This is a genomic window from Natroniella sulfidigena (assembly GCF_023223645.1).
GTDB classification, from domain to species: Bacteria; Bacillota; Halanaerobiia; order Halobacteroidales; family Halobacteroidaceae; genus Natroniella; species Natroniella sulfidigena.
On the sequence record NZ_JALKBY010000002.1, the window covers coordinates 150635 to 168086 of the forward strand.

Sequence of the window (17452 nt, forward strand, 5' to 3'; positions counted from 1 at the left end):
TCCTTTGACCTATAACTTTTTCCACATAATTAAAGCATCTTCTTGGTTATCGCTATAATAACCTTCTCTAACTCCAATGCTAACAAAACCTTCTTTGCGATATAATTTTTGAGCTGTTTGATTAGACATCCTAACCTCTAATGTGATCATCTTAATTTTTCTTGCTTCAAGTTTGGCATATAAATACCGTAATAACTCAGTAGCTATCTTCTGACGCCGGTAATTCTTACTGATTGCTAAAGTAGTTAGATGAGCTTTATATGAAACTATCCATGCTCCAAGGTAAGCAATTATCTGCTCACCTACAAGTCCTACTATGTAATAACCATGCTCAGTATTTAACTCTCTTTTAAAAGCTGCTTTCGACCACGGAACTGCAAATGTTTCCCGTTCAATCTTTAAAATTTGACCTAAATATTTTTTCTGCATTGGAGCAATTTCAAGTTGGCTCAATTTAAAACACCTGCACTAGTTATTATCTTCCCATTGAATCTCGGCTTGAGATCGTTTTAAATAATTAGGAGTCAATTCAAATAGTTGATCCTCATCCTCTAACATTAATCGCTCCACAGCCAACTCTCCGAGGGCTCCAGCTTGCGGCAAGCTAAATTTATTGCTAACAAATTGAGCCTGCTCAACCTGCTCACTAATTTCAGTTCGATATTTTTGAGCTATTTCTCCTACAAAATAAATTTCTTCTTGAATTGAACTTAACTCTGTTATTAAATCATCAATAGCTAATAAGCCTTCTTCGGTTTCTGCTCTCAAATCTTCTCCATCTGTACGATATAAACCAGTAAATACCCGTTCACGTCTAGCATCAACTACAGGACAGATATAACCTGAAACATACTTTAAATTATATGCCATAGCTTTTAAAGTAGAAATACCAACAATCGGCAACTCTAAACTTTGGGCCAACGTCTTAGCCGTTACTACTCCAATCCGAGTTCCAGTAAAAGAGCCTGGCCCTAAGCCAACTGCAATTCCATCCACATCTTGTAATTCATAATCAGATCTCTTTACTAACTCAACAATTTGAGGCATCAATCTTTGTGAATGAGTCTGATCTAAATTTAATAAACTCTCTGCTACTAATCGTTCTGTAGAAACTAAACTGACACTCCCTACCTTAGTTGAACTATCAACTGCTAAAACTAACATTCTACTTCAACCCCGCAACTAGTTCAATAAACTTATTAGCTTGAGGAATAATCCTAATCTCTCGCCAATTTCCTTCTCCTCTTAAATTAATATCTAAATAATTATCAGGCATTAAAGTACCTGCTTTATCTGGCCATTCAATGATCGTTACTCCTTCACCACTATATAAATAATCCTCAAAACCAATATCATATAGTTCCTCTTCGCTTCTAATTCGATATAAATCCATATGATAAACCTTTAATTCTCCTCGATATTCATTCACTACTGTATATGTAGGGCTTGTAATTTCTTCTTCAACACCTAATCCTCTACAGATCCCTTTAGCCAGAACGGTCTTGCCTGCTCCTAAATCTCCTTGTAAGCAAACAATTCCCCCATGAGTTAAATTTCTTCCAATTTTTTTTCCTAATTGAAAAGTCTCTTCTGGACTATTTGTCTCAAACTTTATCATTATTTGATTCCACCTCTCAGTTAAATTTCAATATTCTTGATTAATAATTCTTAGCTAATAAGCTAATTCCTGCTTAATTATTGATTATTAATTATTTTCCCATTCTCAACAACTAATGAACCATTAAGTAAAACCTTTTCAACATTGCTCTCTAAAGCCAAAGGTCTACCAGATAAAATAATTAAATCAGCATCTTTTCCTACCTCTATACTCCCAACTCGATCAGAAATCCCTAAAATTTGAGCTGGATTAATTGTAATCGCTTCTAAAGCCTGCTGTCTATCTAACCCTGCTTTAACAGCTAACCCTGCACAAATAGATAAATATTGGATTGGTATTACAGGATGATCAGTCATAATTGCTAATTTAACCCCCGATTCAACCAATACTTTAGCCGTCGAAAAATCTCTTTCCTTTAATTCAACCTTAGAACGTGAAACCATTGTAGGGCCAAAAACAACAGGTATCTCCTGCTGAGCTAAATAATCTGCTATTTTATGAGCTTCTGTGCCATGCTCAATAGTTAAGTCTAAATCAAACTCTTTAGCTATTCGTAAAGCAGTCATAATATCATCTGCTCGATGAGCATGAGTTTTAAGTGGGATTTCTTTTCTGAGTACTTTTGCTACCGCTTCATGCTTAATATTATACTCTTGCTGTTCTTGCTTTAAATAATTATCAGCTGTTAATAACGCCTCCCGCAACAAAGCGGCAACTGCCATTCTAGTATGAGGAGCCTTTTTTTGTTCTCCAAAAACAAGCTTAGGATTTTCTCCAAAAGCTGCTTTGGCCCCTACTGGATCTTTAACTACCATTTCATCTACAACTTGACCATACGTCTTTAGGGCCATACTTTCTCCATTCAAGACATTACTACTACCTGGCCCTGTTCCAACAGTTGTAACCCCAGCCTTTAAAGCATCACTAAAAGCTTGATCAAAAGGATTAACTGCATCAATTGCTCTTAAGTGAGGAGTTATCGGATCAGATTTTTCATTAGCATCTATTCCTGCCTTGCCAACCCCTTCCTCCCAAATACCTAGATGAGTGTGAGCATCAATTAAACCAGGCATTACTATCTTATCTTCAGCATCTATTATATCAGCATTAACTGGAATTTCAACCTCAGAGCCAACTTCAATAATCTTTCCTGATTCAATTAGGATTGTTCCTTGCTCAATAACTTGCTTGGTCATAGTTAAAACATGACCATTTTTAACTGCTAGCATTATCTATTTCCTCCATTATTAATAAATTTAAAATTGGTTAACTTGTTTTAGATGAGCAATCAAATCAGTTAATAGTTCTTCTTCTTGATCATCTAAGCCATTTTTAGCCAACCTCAATTTAATATTATTACCTTGCAACGCATAAATCACTCCCGAATAAAAGTAAGGTAATCGATACTCATAATTTTCTAAAATAGCCTCTTGATATTTAATTAATGCTTCATTTAATTTTCCTTGTCTCCGTAATTTATCAGCTTGAATACGATTAATTCGCCCTGGAACATACTTATCTTCATAATCTAGTTGCAGCTTCTCTAACTCAGTTGCTAAACTAATTAATTCTTCTCCCTGAGCAAAACCCAGCTCCTGTAACTTTTCTCCTTCCACCTTAGCCAGCTCAAAGTGATCGAGCAATAGATAACTAACTGCTAAATTATAATGATTGACAATATCTTCTTGTCGTTCACTAGCTACTTTAAAATAGGATAATGCTTGGTCTAATTCACCTGCTCTAAATTTGTATTCACCCAATAAACGATAGATTTTAGCTTGTGAATCTAAATTTAATAGCTGTTGAATCTGAGAAAATTGCCGTTGCTTCTCTTCTTCAAAATAGATATGCCCTAATCTACTATAAACTTCTTCTTGCTGTTCAGTTGTCAATAAATCCTCTTGCGCTAGAGCTTGTTGATAAATATCAATAGCATCCTTCAATTGATAGCGGCTTATTACTTCAGCTACTTCTAAATAAAGCTCCCCTTCTTCTTTAGCAGCTAACAACTCTTCAAAAATCTCTATACCTTCTTCAACATCACCTGCTGCTACATAAGCCTCTGCTAACTTTAACTCCAAGTCTAAATCATCTGTAACCCGCTCATTAATTGCCTTATACTCATGCAAAGCTAATCTATATTTACCTTGATCAAAATAAAAATCAGCTAATCGCTCATGATTTTCAATTGTATTTTCTAAATGTAGAATATAACGATACAACTCTTCAGCTCTCTCATACCGACCATTCTGTTTATATAATCTAGCTAATTTAATATGACCCCAAGTATCATAAGGATCTAGGTCAATAGCCTGACTATAAGCCTCAAAAGCTTCAGCAGTCCTTCCTTTATCTCGATAAATATCTCCTAAATAAATTTTATACCTTTTATTACTATCATCTAATTTTACTAAATCTTCTATAATTCTTCGAGACCTTGCTAACATATTATTGTCTTGATCAGCTAAATTATAATAAACTCTAAATAACCGCTCTAAGTAAACTAAATTCTGTGAATCTCGATCTACAGCCCTTTCTAATGAACGTCGTGCCCTATTAGTCTCACCTAATTGTAAACGAATCTGGCCTTCTAGAAAATGCAGACTAGCATCATCATAATCCGAGCTTAAAGCAGCCCTTACTTCAGCTAATGCTTCATCATAATCTCTAATATCTTTATAAAGTTCAGCTAAATTTTTACGATATCTAACTCGATCATTAAGTTCAATTGCTTGCTGTAAATTCTCAATTGCCTCTTCTAAGTAACCACTCTTTTGATATAAGTTGCTAATCTCAAAATATAATGAATCATCTTCTGGCTCATCGTCTAACTGATCATATAATTGATCAATTTGAGTTTGATAATCAGGGGAAAACCCTTCAGCAAAATCAAAATCAGTCAATCCAATATTGATCTCCCACTCTTGATAAGCAATTTCCAATAATTTATCTCCAGAATTATCTTCCACCCTAATTTCAGTTGGCAACCAGCCGTTGCTGTTTTCAAGTTCGAACTCTTCAAACTGGTCATAAATAATATTTGCTATTTTAATATTACTTCCATTAAAGACTTCGATTCTTAAAATAGTATTCCACTCTTGATCAATAAATATCCTTTGCAATGAAAAAGAATTTTCTAAGTTGATTATATATACTTCTCGTTCATCATAAGTTGCCTCTCCTAATAACTCCAATTCATATAGTGATTCTAAATTTTTCAATGGTTGATCATAGTCCAATTGCCCTTCTAAAGGAAGGCTATTTTTAATGATTGAATAATCAGGAGGTAAATAAAGCCAAGGAATAGAATTCAATAATCTAAGCTTCTCTAACTCAGTTATATCTTCTTCTTGTGTCTGCTCAGTCATTAATCTAGTATCAGATTTCATAATTTGAACCCGAAAATCTTTACTTTGCTCATCCTCAAAAACTCTAGAAACAACAGTTCCTCTAAAGTCTTCAATTTGATCCATTTGATTTACAATTCCATCTAATAAATTAGGAGCAGAAATTTCAGTTGCTAATACTTGATTAGATGTCAAGCAGACAAACAAAACTATTATCCCAATAATTTTTTTCATCGTTCTAAAACTCCTCCTTTACAACTACTTAATTTTATATTCTATAAAGCAGTCAAGTTGTCCTTTATTCTCTGCAAAGTTATGTAAATAAAAAGAGCTATCCCAATTTCAAGGGCACCTTCATCGAAATTAAATTTAGGGTGATGAGCTGGATAATAATTGGCATTAGCATCTGCTGCTCCTAATCTAAAAAAGATACCAGGTACATGCTGCAAATAATAAGCAAAATCTTCCGCACCCATTGAGGGAAGCTTTAAAAATTCTACTTCTTTCAAGTAAGGAATTTGATTAATTGTATGCTCTAAAGACTCCACTAATTCAGTAGAATTAATTAAAACTGGATAACCCTTTCGATAATCTAATTGATAGTCTCCTCCTTGACTAGCAGCAACCCCACTAACAATCTGTTCAATCATAGTCGGTAAACTTTTTCTTAAATCAGGATCTGTCGTTCTTACAGTTCCTGTAACCTTAACTTCATCAGCTATCACATTCCTACGATAACCACCTTTAATCGTACCTAAATTGATTACAACTTTTTGATGAGGGCCAACCTTTCTACTATTAATTGTCTGCAACGCAGTAATTACCTGACTAGCAGTTACAATTGCATCAATTCCATCTTGGGGATTAGATGCATGGCCACTTTTTCCTTTAATTATTAGATCAATTTCATCAGCTGCCGCTGATACAACTTCTTTTTGTAATCCCACTACTCCAGTTGGTAATCTATTAGTAATGTGTAAACCAAAGATATTATCAACTTCAGGCTTATCTAATACCCCTGCTTTGATTAAAGGTAATGCTCCTCCTGGCCCTTCTTCTGCAGGTTGAAAAATAAACTTAATCTTTCCTTTAATCTTATCTTGAATTTTAGTTAAGACTTTAGCAACTCCTAATAAAATTGCAGTATGTCCATCATGTCCACACGCATGCATCACACCATCAAATTTGGAACTATAACTAACCTCTGTCTGTTCAGTAATTGGTAGAGCATCCATATCAGCTCTTAAGGCAATCGTTGGCCCTGGTCCACAATCCAGCAATCCTACTACTCCAGTTTTGCCAATACGCTCTATTTCTAAGTTTAAATCTGACAAATAGGCACTAATTCGCTGTGAAGTACGCTCTTCTTCAAATCCTAATTCAGGATATTGATGAAACTCCCTTCTCAACTCAATAACCTCTTGTTCTATCAGTTCAATCTGCTCAATCACTTCTTTCATATTATCACCCTCTTTAAAAATTTAATTTATCCGAACAAATCTAGCTAGCTATAGTTATAATTATTAATTCAAAGTTAAATATAACAAAAAAATACTCTTAGCTAAGTTAAAATTCACTTAACTAAAAGTATCATAAATTATAAATCAACCAGTCCTAGACTGATCTCTAATGCTTTATTAACTTTTTTAACAATTTTTTGGTCAAGATAAGTAACACGACGTTGTAACCTTTCTTTATCAATAGTTCTGATTTGTTCTAATAAAATCACTGAATCTCGTTCCAAATTACACTTGTTAGAATCAATTTCTACATGGGTTGGTAATTTAGCTTTATCTATTCGAGATGTAATAGCTGCTATAATAACTGTAGGGCTATATTTATTACCAATATCATTTTGAATAACTAATACAGGTCTTACCCCTCCCTGCTCAGAACCAACAACAGGGTTCAAATCGGCATAATAAATATCACCTCTTTTTACTTCCACTTTAATCACACTCCGCTAATCGAGCCTCATAGTTGAAGAAAGTTTTATTTTCTGCTAAAAAGCTCTCTGTAGCCAAACAAAGATTTTCTTGAGCCATCTTCAAATAACCTTCCTTCATTTCCTTTCTAAACCTATTCTTCCTTAACTGTTCAATGTAAACCTCCATAGCTTCACTTATAAATTCATTTCGATCTTGATACTCTTCATTAATAAGTCCATCAACCTCATTTAATAAATTATTAGGCAAACTGACCATAACTTCTTTTAAGTTAGTCAAAAAAACACCCCCACTTTATTATAGCTAAAGCTTAGTTTATTATAGATTATGCTTGAAGACTAAACTTTGTTCAAGCAATACCTTATAGTCTATATAGTATTTTCTGCAAGTTTATTCAAAATATACATATAAAACAAATAGAATAAAAGAGACGCTATTAACGTCTCTAACTTATTAAAACATGTTTTGTAGATTATTTTTATCAGCTTGGAAGCCCTTCTGAGCCAACTCTAAATTCAACTCTGCCATCTGAGAATAACCTTTTTTTAATTTTTCTTTTAATTCTTTTTTTTCCTCGCCATAATAACTACCATCAACTCTCCTCTTTAAAAAACGCCCCTGATTCATAGCCTTTATCACCTCATGGTAATTGATGATTACTAATTAATTATATACTATATTTATTATTACTGTCAATCAAAACAAACCAATTTTAAACAAGTAATTTATTCCAAATTAATCTTATAAGGTATAATAGTATCCAGCTGATTTAATATAATCTATCAACCTACAATAAATCTGGTGTCCCCCTATAGTAGTCGAATCACCAATAATAATCAACTTTTTCTTAGCTCGTGATAAAGAAACATTCAACCTTCTAACATCCCGTAAAAAACCAATATTCCCTTTAGAATTACTTCTAACCAGTGACAGTACAATTATCTCTTTTTCTCTTCCTTGGAAAGCATCTACAGTATTGACTTCAACCCGATCAAGCTTAAGCAAACTCTTAACTAAATCTGCTTGATCATAATAAGGAGTAATTACTGCTATTTGTTCTTCTTCAACTCCACTATTAGAGGCATAACTAACAATTTCAGCACATAATTCTGCTTCAACTCGATTTTGTAATGAAGTAGAATTATTCTTAGAATACTCCGGTGCATTCATCCCTGCTATATCAAAATAAGCAATTGCTTCCTGACAATTTAAAGCTCGCTCTGCTGGTGAATTACCTTCTGAAAATTCAAAATCAAGATCAGTCAAATCCCAATCTTTAATTTCATCAGCAGCAGTCAATCGACCTTCATAAAACTCTTGATTAATGAAATCCATTATTTGTTGATTCATTCGATACTGTACTTCCAACATCTGCTTAATTCCAGAACCATGAACTTCTAATAATCTTTCAAAGAGTGATTGGGAAAGCCCCTTCTTTTCTGCTTCTTCATTCAAAATTGTTGGTGGTAGTTGTTTATGATCTCCAGCTAAAATAACCTTATCTGACTTAATTAATGGAATTAAAACAGAAGGTTCAGTTGCCTGAGTAGCTTCATCTACCACTAATAAATCAAAACCTTCTCCTGCTAAGACCTCAGAACCAGCAGTTGAATTAGTTGTACAAACCACATCGGCTTCTTCAATTAACCTATTAACTGCCCCTTCTTCTAATCTTTCTACTTGAGAAAATAATTGATCTATTTCCTCTTGTAACTCCAACCAGTCAGCCATTTCTTTTATTTTGTTAGCAGAAACCCCTCGACTAGCTCTTCCCTCACTAGCTAATTTTTTAATCTGTCCATTGCTCATTCCTCTTCTCCAACGTCCACTAGGGTGAATATATTCTTTTTGCTGATCTATTAATTTATAAGCTTGCTGCCTTAATTGTTGGGCTTTCTTGTATTCTGGTTGTTCCTCTACTAGATAATCTAAGGTATGCTCTCTTAAGATTGGATTTACCCTAACTGGATGCCCAATTCTAAGAACATTTAACCCCCTTTTGATCAGTCGTCCTACTAAATTATCAACTGCTGTATTAGAAGCAGCTGTTGCTAAAACATCTTGCTGTTGTTGAACAGCTTGTTCTAAAATTTCAATTGCCGTCATAGTCTTTCCAGTACCAGGTGGCCCATGAATCAAGAAGAAATCATCAGCAGCTAAAGCTTTTTCAACTGCTTTTTGTTGCGACTGATTCAATTCTAGATTACTAAAATTAACCTTCTCTTTACCAGTGAAGGTTATATCATCTAGTCCTAATAATTTACTTCTTATTTCTTTTAATCGGCCTGAAGCAGACTCCAACCTTCCTAAAGCATCTAACATCCTTTGGAAAGTAATATCATTAACATATAAATCCAAACGCAGGTTCTTACCATATATAAAGTCAGGTGGTTGTTTATCAAAGGCAACTGTAATTGAATAGTTCGTCTTCTCTACTACAGTGCCAGTAGGGTTATTAGGATTTAAGGGTTCATTTTTACTGATCATAATTAAATCACCAATATTGATTTCAGTATCTGGCAATTTTCTCCCTTGCCGTTGTTTCATAAACTTAACTATAAATTTACCGCCAAAAGCTTGTCCTTGATCTCGACCACGTAAATTTAAAAAAGCTCTACCTTTCTTTTGACGTTCTTGCCCTGTTAAATTTTTAATCTCTGCTTCATGATGCTTCATCTCTTCTTCCCGTTCTAATTGAACCAAATATTTATATTTAGTAATATAATCTTCAATTAATTCTAATTCTTCTTTAAAATTATTATCAATCTCTACTTCAACTTCAACTCCAGCAATCTGATTGCTATCCATTACTTCTACTACACGCTCAGCTACTTCATCTGCTACTTCAACAATTGCATTATTACCTTTAAACTCAATCTTACCTATTTGAGCCCCATCAATATTTGCTTCATTAGTAAAAGCACCTACAATATCTCCCGGGCCAATATGATCCGATAAATTCTTAATAATCAAGTCAATCATTCTCTCCATCCCTCCCTTACAATCGAAAAAATTACACCCTAAAAAGGGTGTAATTTCATTAATAGAGTATACCAAAATAAATTAAATTCGTCAAAATCAAATTCTATTCATCCTCACTCATATAACGAATAATATCTGCTCTAGTAATAATACCAACAAGTTGCTTATCTTTAGTAACAGGCACTCTTTTGATCTCCTTATCAATAAATAGATTAGCTACTGTTTCAATACTATCATCAGGTGTAACAGTAATAATATCAGTAGTCATCACATCTGCTACCTTCATCTCTAAAATCTTTTTAAAGTCCTTTTCAAACTCCTTAAAGCTATCTAAATAAAAAACACTATCTAAAAAATAAACATAATTAGGAAACTTAACATTTTCATTTTTAACTATTAAATCTCCTCCACTTACTATCCCTATCAATTTGTCATCTTCTAATACTGGAGCACCACTTATCCCTTTCTCGGTAAACAACTTTGAAACTTCCTTAATCTTCATTTCTGGAGAAACAGTAATTACATCTTCTGTCATCACATCAGCAGCTTTCTTCTTTTTCATCATAACCCCTCCTCGTTTTTTTGATTGCTTCTGGTAAATAAGTTAACAACTCACTGGGGATCAAACCATATTCCGTCAATCTTTCCTTAGCTAAATCACCAGCCAAACCATGTAAATAAACTGCTAACACTGTAGCAGTTATTAATTCTAAGCCTTGAACAGCTAAACCAGCAATCATTCCTGTTAAAAGATCCCCACTACCACCTGTAGCTAAGCCAGCATTGCCGGTTAAATTAAGATAAGTTTGACCATTTGGAGTAGCAATTATAGTTTGAGCCCCTTTTAGAACTAAAATCACTTGATACTGCCGGGCCAACTTTCTAGCTAATCCAACCCTATCTTCCTCTACCTGCTCAACAGTCAAATCAACTAATCGGGCCAACTCTCCTGGATGGGGAGTCAAAACAGTCGGTGCTTCTCTCTTAGCAAGTAACTCTAAATCCTGAATAGCATTTAAGCCATCAGCATCAATCACTAATGGAGTAGTCACTGTAGCTAATAAATTATGCAATAGGGTAGTCAACTGTTCATCTTGACCTAACCCCGGGCCAACAGCCATTAAATCCTTGCCTTCCATTAAGTCCATAATTTCTTGCTCTGCTTCTAAAGCCAAAGTAGCCTGCTCAGTTTCAGCTAAAGGATAAGTCATTGCTTCTACTAATTTTGACTCTAAGATAGGGTTTAAGCTACTTGGAGTCCCTACAGTAACCAACCCTGCTCCTATCCTTAGACTGGCTTGAGCAGTCAATATAGCAGCACCTGTCATCCCTTGTGAACCTGCCACAATCAATAACTTTCCATAATCCCCTTTATGGGTATTCTGCTTACGAGGTACTAAGTTCTGCTTAACAACTTCTGGAGTAATCAGTTCAGTAGTTAAATTTTGCTCAGCAATTACTTGCTCAGGTAATCCAATATCAACCACCTTTAAATCACCCACATATTCCCTACCAGGGTACAATATAGTTCCTAGTTTAGGTAAGCCAAAAGTAACTGTTCGCTCAGCCTCAACTGCTACACTCCTAACCTTAGCAGTTCCTGCCTCAACTCCTGAAGGAATATCAACTGCAAGTACTGGAGTAGTCACTTGATTGATTAACTTAATTAGATCAGGATACAATCCTCTCAACTGCCCTGTAATTCCTGTTCCCAATAAAGCATCAATTAATAAATCCGCTTCTTCTAAATCATCTTTTAGACCAATCAACTCTTCTTCAGCCCTTATTTCAATTACAGATAAATTTAAACTCTCTAAAATATCGAGATTGATCTTAGCATCTCCACTAATCCTTTCACGTTGCCCTACTAAGATAGTCTTAACTGCTATGCCTTCTGCTGCTAACAAGCGACTAACTACAAAGCCATCTCCACCATTATTGCCACAACCAGCTAAAATGATCACTTCTGGCTTTAGAACTTGAGCTAACAAATCATTAGCTTCAGCAGCGACCTTCATCCCAGCTCGCTCCATTAAGACAACACCAGGAATGCCAATCTCCTCAATAGCTTGCCTATCAATCTCTTTCATCTCTGCTCCAGTAACTACCTTCATCCTAATCCCTCCCAATAGCAATCGCTTGAGCAACTGCATAATCACGACTATGAGAGATACTGATTAAAATCTCTTTAATCTCTAGTTTTTCAGCTATCTTTTGCGCCTGATTATGAAGCTTAACTGCTGGTTTTCCTAGCTGATCCTTAACTATCTCGATATCATTCCATTTAAATCCTCTAAATCCAGTTCCTAGAGCCTTTACAGTAGCTTCTTTAGCAGCAAAACGAGCTGCATAATATGACCAAGGTTCTTTATGTTGTTCACAATAATCAATTTCATCAGTTGTAAATACTCTCTTCTTAAACTTTTCTCTCTTCTTAATTGCTTCTGTAATTCGTTCAATTTCTACTATATCAGTACCCAACCCTCGCATCTTAACTCTCCTTAATTTATATATTATGTATATTTATTCAATTCTATAAAATTATTTTTAATCCTGTTTTTATTTGAGATTTTATATAATTTATTTTAACTAATAACAAGGAGATTTTCAAATTAAACAGAATTTATTTAATGAAACCCAATTAAAAAGGAGTGAAACTAATTGAAGAAAAGTTTATATCTACTGCTAGTCCTCTTAGTTATTACAAATATTTATTCAATAGCTCTAGCTAATAACAGCTCTTCTGAAGAAGAAATCAAAGAACAGATGGGCCAATTATTTTCAACTATAGAAGATAATGACCTAGAAGGCTATCTAGCATTTTTTTCTGAAGAATATAAAAATAAAAAGACTAATGAACATGGTACTGAAATTGTAGAGACTTATGATGATCTCGAAGGAAGATTTCCCAACAATGATAGAATAGAAAAGATTCAAATTGATACAAAAGAGCCTACAGTCGAATTTGAAGAAGAAGAATCTAGTTATACAACTACATTACAAAAATATATTGAATATACCAATGGATTAAGTTTTGAACGCGAAGAAGAAGTAGAATATATTTTCAATTTTGATTCTGAAACTGAACAGTGGTTGATCGTTGATATTAATTAATGAAGTTACTTGAAAGTAACTTCAGCTTAAGGCTAAGTTTGAGTTTGAGTAACCCATAAAAAAACAAAAAGCACCCCTAGGGGTGCTTTTTATTTGAACCATAATCTTTTACTTATCCTTAACCTTAAACTTAAACTCTTACTCTACCGTCACACTTTTAGCTAAATTCCTCGGTTGATCAACATCACAATCTCTTTCTACAGCTACATAATAAGCTAATAATTGTAACGGGATCACCGTCAAAATTGAAGTCAACAGCTCATCAGTTTCAGGGATCTTGATTGAATAATCAAATTCTTCCTCATCTACTCCATTAGCAGTAATCCCAGTTATAACTCCTCCGCGAGCTTTAACCTCTTTGATATTACTTAAAGTCTTCTCGATTACTGACTTTTGAGTAGCTAAAGCAATGACTGGAATACCTTCTTCAATCAACGCTAAAGTACCATGCTTTAACTCCCCTGCTGGATATGCTTCAGCATGGATATAAGAGATCTCTTTTAACTTTAATGAGCCTTCTAAAGCTACAGCATAATCAATACTCCGCCCAATAAAGAAGGCATTCTCTTGCTTTAGATATTCTGTAGCTAACTGAGCTATCTCTTCTTCACTCTGCTCAATAATTTTTGCCACCTGATCTGGTAGCTCTTTTAAAGCAGAGATCAACTCTTCACTCCGCTCAGTAGCTAATAAACCTTTGGCCCGAGCAAAATAGATCGCTAACATATAAAAAGCAATCAACATTGTTAAATAAGCTTTGGTAGAAGCAACAGCAATCTCTGGACCAGCATGAATATACACAACATCATCTGCTTCGCGAGGAATAGTACTCCCTACAGTATTACAAATAGCAATTACTCTAGCACCTTTATCTTGTGCCTCTCGCAAAGCTGCTAAGGTATCAGCAGTTTCTCCTGATTGACTGACCACAATTACTAAAGTGTTCTGATCAACTAATGGATCTCGATATCTAAACTCAGAAGCAACATCAACTTCCACTGGAATTTGAGCTAATTTCTCTAAAGCATGTTTCCCAACCAATCCAGAATGATAGGCAGTTCCACAAGCTACAATATAAATCTTATTATACTCTCTAACCTCTTCAGAAGTTAATCCTACTTCATCAAGATGGACATCAGCTTGATTTAATCTGCCTGCAATTGCTTTACGCAATGCTTCGGGCTGCTCATGAATCTCTTTTAACATAAAATGCTCAAAACCAGCCTTTTCTGCCATGCCAGGATCCCAATCAACCGTAAAAACCTCTTTATCAACCGACTTACCATCCACAGTTGATAATTTAACTCCACCTCTACTAATCGTAGCCATCTCTCCATCTTCTAAAATATAAACTTTTTCAGTATGCTTTAAGATCGCTGGAATATCAGAGGCAACAAAATATTCATCATCAGCTAGTCCTACAATTAATGGACTATCTTCACGAACAGCAACCAACTTATCTGGCTCACCTTTAGCCAAGATAAGTAGAGCATAAGCTCCTTCTAACTTCTCAGTTACCTTTCTAACCGCCTCTTCTAAATTCCCATTATAGTATTCTGTCAATAAATGAGGGATAACCTCTGTATCAGTTTGAGAGCTAAATTGGTAGCCCTTTTCCTTTAATTCCGATCTTAGAGTAGAATAATTTTCTATGATTCCATTATGAACTACTACAAACTCATCATTAGAACTGGTGTGAGGATGAGAGTTAGGAGTAGATGGCTTACCATGAGTAGCCCATCTAGTATGACCAATCCCAAGCTTACCACTTGGCTCCTTTTGTTGAACCAACTCTTCTAGTTCAGTTAGCTTACCAACAGTCTTGACCGTTTCAATTTGGCCCTGATCATATAGCGAAATTCCAGCTGAATCGTAACCGCGGTACTCTAATTTCTTCAATCCTTCCAATAAAATAGGTGTAGCTTCTTTATTTCCAATATACCCCACAATTCCGCACATATATATTAAACCTCCATCAAATTTAAATTTAGCTAGCTATACTAAACCTCTCTGTCTACCTGATCACTCAGATAATTTAAAGGTTTAGTTTAGGGAGGCTATAGCTAGAAGTAGCCTCAGGGGCATCCGCCGATTATCTCGATTCTCCCCCTTCCTCGTCAACTCATAATGAGTCCGGGCGCTGTAATTATAATTAACAATGTACAATTTACAATCTACAATTAAAACCTTTAAAAGAAATTTTATTTCTTGACCTTAATTGTCAATTATCAATTATCAATTGTACATTAGTTAAGCTCTTCCTCAATCACCTCTGCTACTTGATCAGCCAATCTTTCTAGTTCATCTTTATCTTGCCCTTCAACCATCACTCTAATTACAGGTTCTGTTCCTGAAGCTCTTACAAAAATCCTACCATCAGTACCTAAAACTTCTTCAGCCTCTGTGATTGCTTTGCTAATTTTTTGATTCTCTTCCCAATCTTTACTCTCAACTTCAACATTGACTAATAACTGTGGAAAAGCAGTCATCTGTTCTCTTAATTCAGCCAATGGTTTTCCACTCTCTACAATCACTTCAATTAACTGTAATGCTGTCAATAATCCATCACCAGTAGTATTATAATCTGCAAAAATAATATGCCCTGACTTTTCTCCACCTAAATTATATCCTTTTTCTCTCATCTTTGCTAAAACATAACGATCACCGTTCTTAGTAACTTCAACTTGGCCATTCTCTTCTTTAATTGCTTGGTGCAAGCCAAGATTACTATATTTAGTAACTACTATTGTATTACGGGCCAACTCCCCTTGATCTAACAGATATCGCCCACAGATTGTTAAAATATAATCACCATCAACTAATTTACCTGCTCCATCAACAGCAATTAAACGATCAGCATCACCATCATGAGCAATTCCTAAATCTGCTTGATGATTAATAACTGCTTCTTTAATTACTTCAGGATAGGTAGAGCCACAATCTCGATTAATATTAAAGCCAGTCGGTTGGTCATTAATTGCAATCACTTCTGCCCCTAGCTCAGATAATATTTGAGGTGTCAGCTGATATGCTGCTCCATTAGCACAATCAACTACAATCTTTAAGTTAGAAAGATCAGAATTGACAGTTCCTTTTAAGTGATTAAGATAACTATTTACAAGTTGATAGCCTTCTGTTACTTGTCCAACCTGATCACCAGCAGCCAATGGCAATTGATCTACTCGATTAAAATAAAGCTCTTCAATCTCACCTTCCTGCTGATCAGTCAATTTAAATCCATCTTGATTAAAGAATTTAATTCCATTATCTTGAACAGGATTATGGGAAGCTGAAATCATAATGCCTGCTACAACATCTTCTTGAGCAGTCAAATAAGCAACAGCTGGAGTTGGAACAACTCCTACCTTGATCACATCAACCCCCAATGAACTAATCCCTGCTATTAAAGCAGCCTCAAGCAAATCCCCAGAAACACGAGTATCCTTGCCAACCAATATCTTAGCCTCACTACAATCTTGCGTTAGATAATAAGCCCCTGCTTTACCTAGCTTAAAAGCCATTTCAGCAGTTAAAAATTGATTCACTTCGCCACGTACACCATCAGTACCAAATAATTCTCCCATCTTTTCACTCCTCACCATTAATTATATCTATCCTCAAAATAAAGCATCAATTAAATCTAATTAATGCTCACTTAATTATATGTCATCAGACTCTTGATTGTCAATCAATCATCCTTATCTTCCCTAAATTTTACAAATAACTCTTCCTTTAGATCAAACTCATCTAGATTATACTTCAATTTGCCTGCAAATGCAGTTGAAATAACCCCAGTTTCTTCTGATACAATTATCACTAAAGCATCAGTCTCTTCACTGATCCCTACTGCTGCTCGATGTCTAGTCCCCAAACTTTGGCTTATCTTCTTATTCTCAGTCAAAGGCAATAAACAATTAGCTGCTACAATTCTGCCTTGATCAACGATTACTGCTCCATCATGTAAAGGACTTTTCGGAATGAAAATATTTACTAATAATTCCGTCGATAAAATAGCATCCAATTTAACACCAGTATCAATGATCTCCCTTAAGCCAGTCTCTCGTTTAAGAACGATCAGGCCACCTATCTGACTCTTACTTAATCTAATTACAGCAGCCACCAACTTATCAAGTTCAACTTTAAATGTATTACGACTAGTCCAATATTTAAATAACTTGCCTCTACCTATCTGTTCTAATGCCCTTCTTAATTCTGGTTGAAACACAACAGGTAGAGCAATTAAAGCTACTGTTCTCAACTGCTCTAGTACCATATTAAGAACTAAAAACCCTAACTGCCTACTTATGTAATTAATCAAAAACAAGACCAAAATACCCTTAAGCAACTGAATTGCCCTAGTTTCTTTAATTAAAGTAAAGACTTTATAACTAATCAGAACAGTTACTATAATATCAACAATCATTAATAAATTAAGTTCTGTCATT

At 34.8% G+C, this 17452-nt stretch carries 17 protein-coding genes; 1 reads left to right on the plus strand and 16 read right to left on the minus strand.

The features are described 5' to 3' along the window. Nucleotides 1-9 precede the first annotated feature (9 nt). The 13 genes from rimI to acpS form a co-directional block, all read right to left on the minus strand. Nucleotides 10-453, minus strand: a complete 444-nt coding sequence (gene rimI, locus MWH28_RS01990; RefSeq protein ID WP_248617589.1) for a ribosomal protein S18-alanine N-acetyltransferase — start codon at nucleotides 451-453, stop codon at nucleotides 10-12. Between the two features lie 15 nt (nucleotides 454-468). Beyond that, nucleotides 469-1164 (minus strand): tRNA (adenosine(37)-N6)-threonylcarbamoyltransferase complex dimerization subunit type 1 TsaB, encoded by a 696-nt coding sequence (gene tsaB, locus MWH28_RS01995; protein ID WP_248617590.1) that lies wholly within the window; start codon nucleotides 1162-1164, stop codon nucleotides 469-471. Between the two features lies 1 nt (nucleotide 1165). Then, nucleotides 1166-1618, minus strand: coding sequence for a tRNA (adenosine(37)-N6)-threonylcarbamoyltransferase complex ATPase subunit type 1 TsaE (gene tsaE / locus MWH28_RS02000; RefSeq protein WP_248617591.1), 453 nt, complete (start codon nucleotides 1616-1618; stop codon nucleotides 1166-1168). Nucleotides 1619-1695: 77 nt separating this feature from the next. Continuing rightward, nucleotides 1696-2847: an amidohydrolase gene (locus tag MWH28_RS02005; RefSeq protein WP_248617592.1), complete on the minus strand. Its 1152-nt coding sequence runs from the start codon at nucleotides 2845-2847 to the stop codon at nucleotides 1696-1698. Nucleotides 2848-2874: 27 nt separating this feature from the next. Further along, nucleotides 2875-5199 (minus strand): tetratricopeptide repeat protein, encoded by a 2325-nt coding sequence (locus MWH28_RS02010; RefSeq protein WP_248617593.1) that lies wholly within the window; start codon nucleotides 5197-5199, stop codon nucleotides 2875-2877. Between the two features lie 41 nt (nucleotides 5200-5240). Beyond that, the gene (locus tag MWH28_RS02015) at nucleotides 5241-6425 is read right to left on the minus strand and encodes a M20 metallopeptidase family protein (protein ID WP_248617594.1); all 1185 of its coding nucleotides are present in this window, start codon (nucleotides 6423-6425) and stop codon (nucleotides 5241-5243) included. Between the two features lie 137 nt (nucleotides 6426-6562). After that, entirely contained in the window at nucleotides 6563-6913 is a 351-nt protein-coding gene (locus tag MWH28_RS02020; RefSeq protein WP_248617595.1) for a type II toxin-antitoxin system PemK/MazF family toxin, read from the minus strand. Nucleotide 6914: 1 nt separating this feature from the next. Then, nucleotides 6915-7190 carry a CopG family ribbon-helix-helix protein gene (locus MWH28_RS02025; RefSeq protein WP_248617596.1) on the minus strand — a complete coding sequence of 92 codons (276 nt, stop codon included), beginning with the start codon at nucleotides 7188-7190 and terminating at the stop codon, nucleotides 6915-6917. A 174-nt stretch (nucleotides 7191-7364) separates the two neighbouring features. Next, nucleotides 7365-7538, minus strand: a complete 174-nt coding sequence (locus MWH28_RS02030) for a hypothetical protein (protein ID WP_248617597.1) — start codon at nucleotides 7536-7538, stop codon at nucleotides 7365-7367. Between the two features lie 114 nt (nucleotides 7539-7652). Then, on the minus strand, nucleotides 7653-9902 hold the full coding sequence (locus MWH28_RS02035; protein WP_345894739.1) for an IGHMBP2 family helicase: 2250 nt from the start codon (nucleotides 9900-9902) through the stop codon (nucleotides 7653-7655). A gap of 94 nt (nucleotides 9903-9996) precedes the next feature. After that, nucleotides 9997-10455 (minus strand): CBS domain-containing protein, encoded by a 459-nt coding sequence (locus MWH28_RS02040; RefSeq protein WP_248617598.1) that lies wholly within the window; start codon nucleotides 10453-10455, stop codon nucleotides 9997-9999. Beyond that, nucleotides 10433-12007: an NAD(P)H-hydrate dehydratase gene (locus MWH28_RS02045; RefSeq protein WP_248617599.1), complete on the minus strand. Its 1575-nt coding sequence runs from the start codon at nucleotides 12005-12007 to the stop codon at nucleotides 10433-10435. The genes MWH28_RS02040 and MWH28_RS02045 overlap by 23 nt, the downstream gene beginning before the upstream one ends. Before the next feature lies 1 nt (nucleotide 12008). Continuing rightward, nucleotides 12009-12383 (minus strand): holo-ACP synthase, encoded by a 375-nt coding sequence (gene acpS / locus MWH28_RS02050; RefSeq protein WP_248617600.1) that lies wholly within the window; start codon nucleotides 12381-12383, stop codon nucleotides 12009-12011. A 171-nt stretch (nucleotides 12384-12554) separates the two neighbouring features. Here acpS and MWH28_RS02055 point away from each other — a divergent pair, with 171 nt between their 5' ends. Continuing rightward, nucleotides 12555-13007 (plus strand): hypothetical protein, encoded by a 453-nt coding sequence (locus MWH28_RS02055; protein WP_248617601.1) that lies wholly within the window; start codon nucleotides 12555-12557, stop codon nucleotides 13005-13007. A 138-nt stretch (nucleotides 13008-13145) separates the two neighbouring features. Here MWH28_RS02055 and glmS read toward each other — a convergent pair whose 3' ends face one another. The 3 genes from glmS to cdaA all read right to left on the minus strand — a co-directional run bounded on the left by glmS (nucleotide 13146) and on the right by cdaA (nucleotide 17451). Continuing rightward, nucleotides 13146-14966 (minus strand): glutamine--fructose-6-phosphate transaminase (isomerizing), encoded by a 1821-nt coding sequence (gene glmS / locus MWH28_RS02060; protein WP_248617602.1) that lies wholly within the window; start codon nucleotides 14964-14966, stop codon nucleotides 13146-13148. 287 nt (nucleotides 14967-15253) lie between these two features. Then, nucleotides 15254-16591, minus strand: a complete 1338-nt coding sequence (gene glmM, locus MWH28_RS02065; protein ID WP_248617603.1) for a phosphoglucosamine mutase — start codon at nucleotides 16589-16591, stop codon at nucleotides 15254-15256. Between the two features lie 104 nt (nucleotides 16592-16695). Further along, on the minus strand, nucleotides 16696-17451 hold the full coding sequence (cdaA, locus tag MWH28_RS02070) for a diadenylate cyclase CdaA (RefSeq protein ID WP_248617604.1): 756 nt from the start codon (nucleotides 17449-17451) through the stop codon (nucleotides 16696-16698). Nucleotide 17452 lies beyond the last annotated feature (1 nt).

Coding starts and splice junctions, on each gene's coding strand:
- glmM (WP_248617603.1), bottom strand. CDS start 16,591: ATGGGAGAATTATTTGGTACTGATGGTGTACGTGGCGAAGTGAATCAA.
- tsaE (WP_248617591.1), bottom strand. CDS start 1,618: ATGATAAAGTTTGAGACAAATAGTCCAGAAGAGACTTTTCAATTAGGA.
- glmS (WP_248617602.1), bottom strand. CDS start 14,966: ATGTGCGGAATTGTGGGGTATATTGGAAATAAAGAAGCTACACCTATT.
- MWH28_RS02005 (WP_248617592.1), bottom strand. CDS start 2,847: ATGCTAGCAGTTAAAAATGGTCATGTTTTAACTATGACCAAGCAAGTT.
- tsaB (WP_248617590.1), bottom strand. CDS start 1,164: ATGTTAGTTTTAGCAGTTGATAGTTCAACTAAGGTAGGGAGTGTCAGT.
- acpS (WP_248617600.1), bottom strand. CDS start 12,383: ATGCGAGGGTTGGGTACTGATATAGTAGAAATTGAACGAATTACAGAA.
- MWH28_RS02015 (WP_248617594.1), bottom strand. CDS start 6,425: ATGAAAGAAGTGATTGAGCAGATTGAACTGATAGAACAAGAGGTTATT.
- MWH28_RS02045 (WP_248617599.1), bottom strand. CDS start 12,007: ATGAAGGTAGTTACTGGAGCAGAGATGAAAGAGATTGATAGGCAAGCT.
- MWH28_RS02030 (WP_248617597.1), bottom strand. CDS start 7,538: ATGAATCAGGGGCGTTTTTTAAAGAGGAGAGTTGATGGTAGTTATTAT.
- MWH28_RS02035 (WP_345894739.1), bottom strand. CDS start 9,902: ATGGAGAGAATGATTGACTTGATTATTAAGAATTTATCGGATCATATT.
- MWH28_RS02010 (WP_248617593.1), bottom strand. CDS start 5,199: ATGAAAAAAATTATTGGGATAATAGTTTTGTTTGTCTGCTTGACATCT.
- cdaA (WP_248617604.1), bottom strand. CDS start 17,451: ATGACAGAACTTAATTTATTAATGATTGTTGATATTATAGTAACTGTT.
- MWH28_RS02040 (WP_248617598.1), bottom strand. CDS start 10,455: ATGAAAAAGAAGAAAGCTGCTGATGTGATGACAGAAGATGTAATTACT.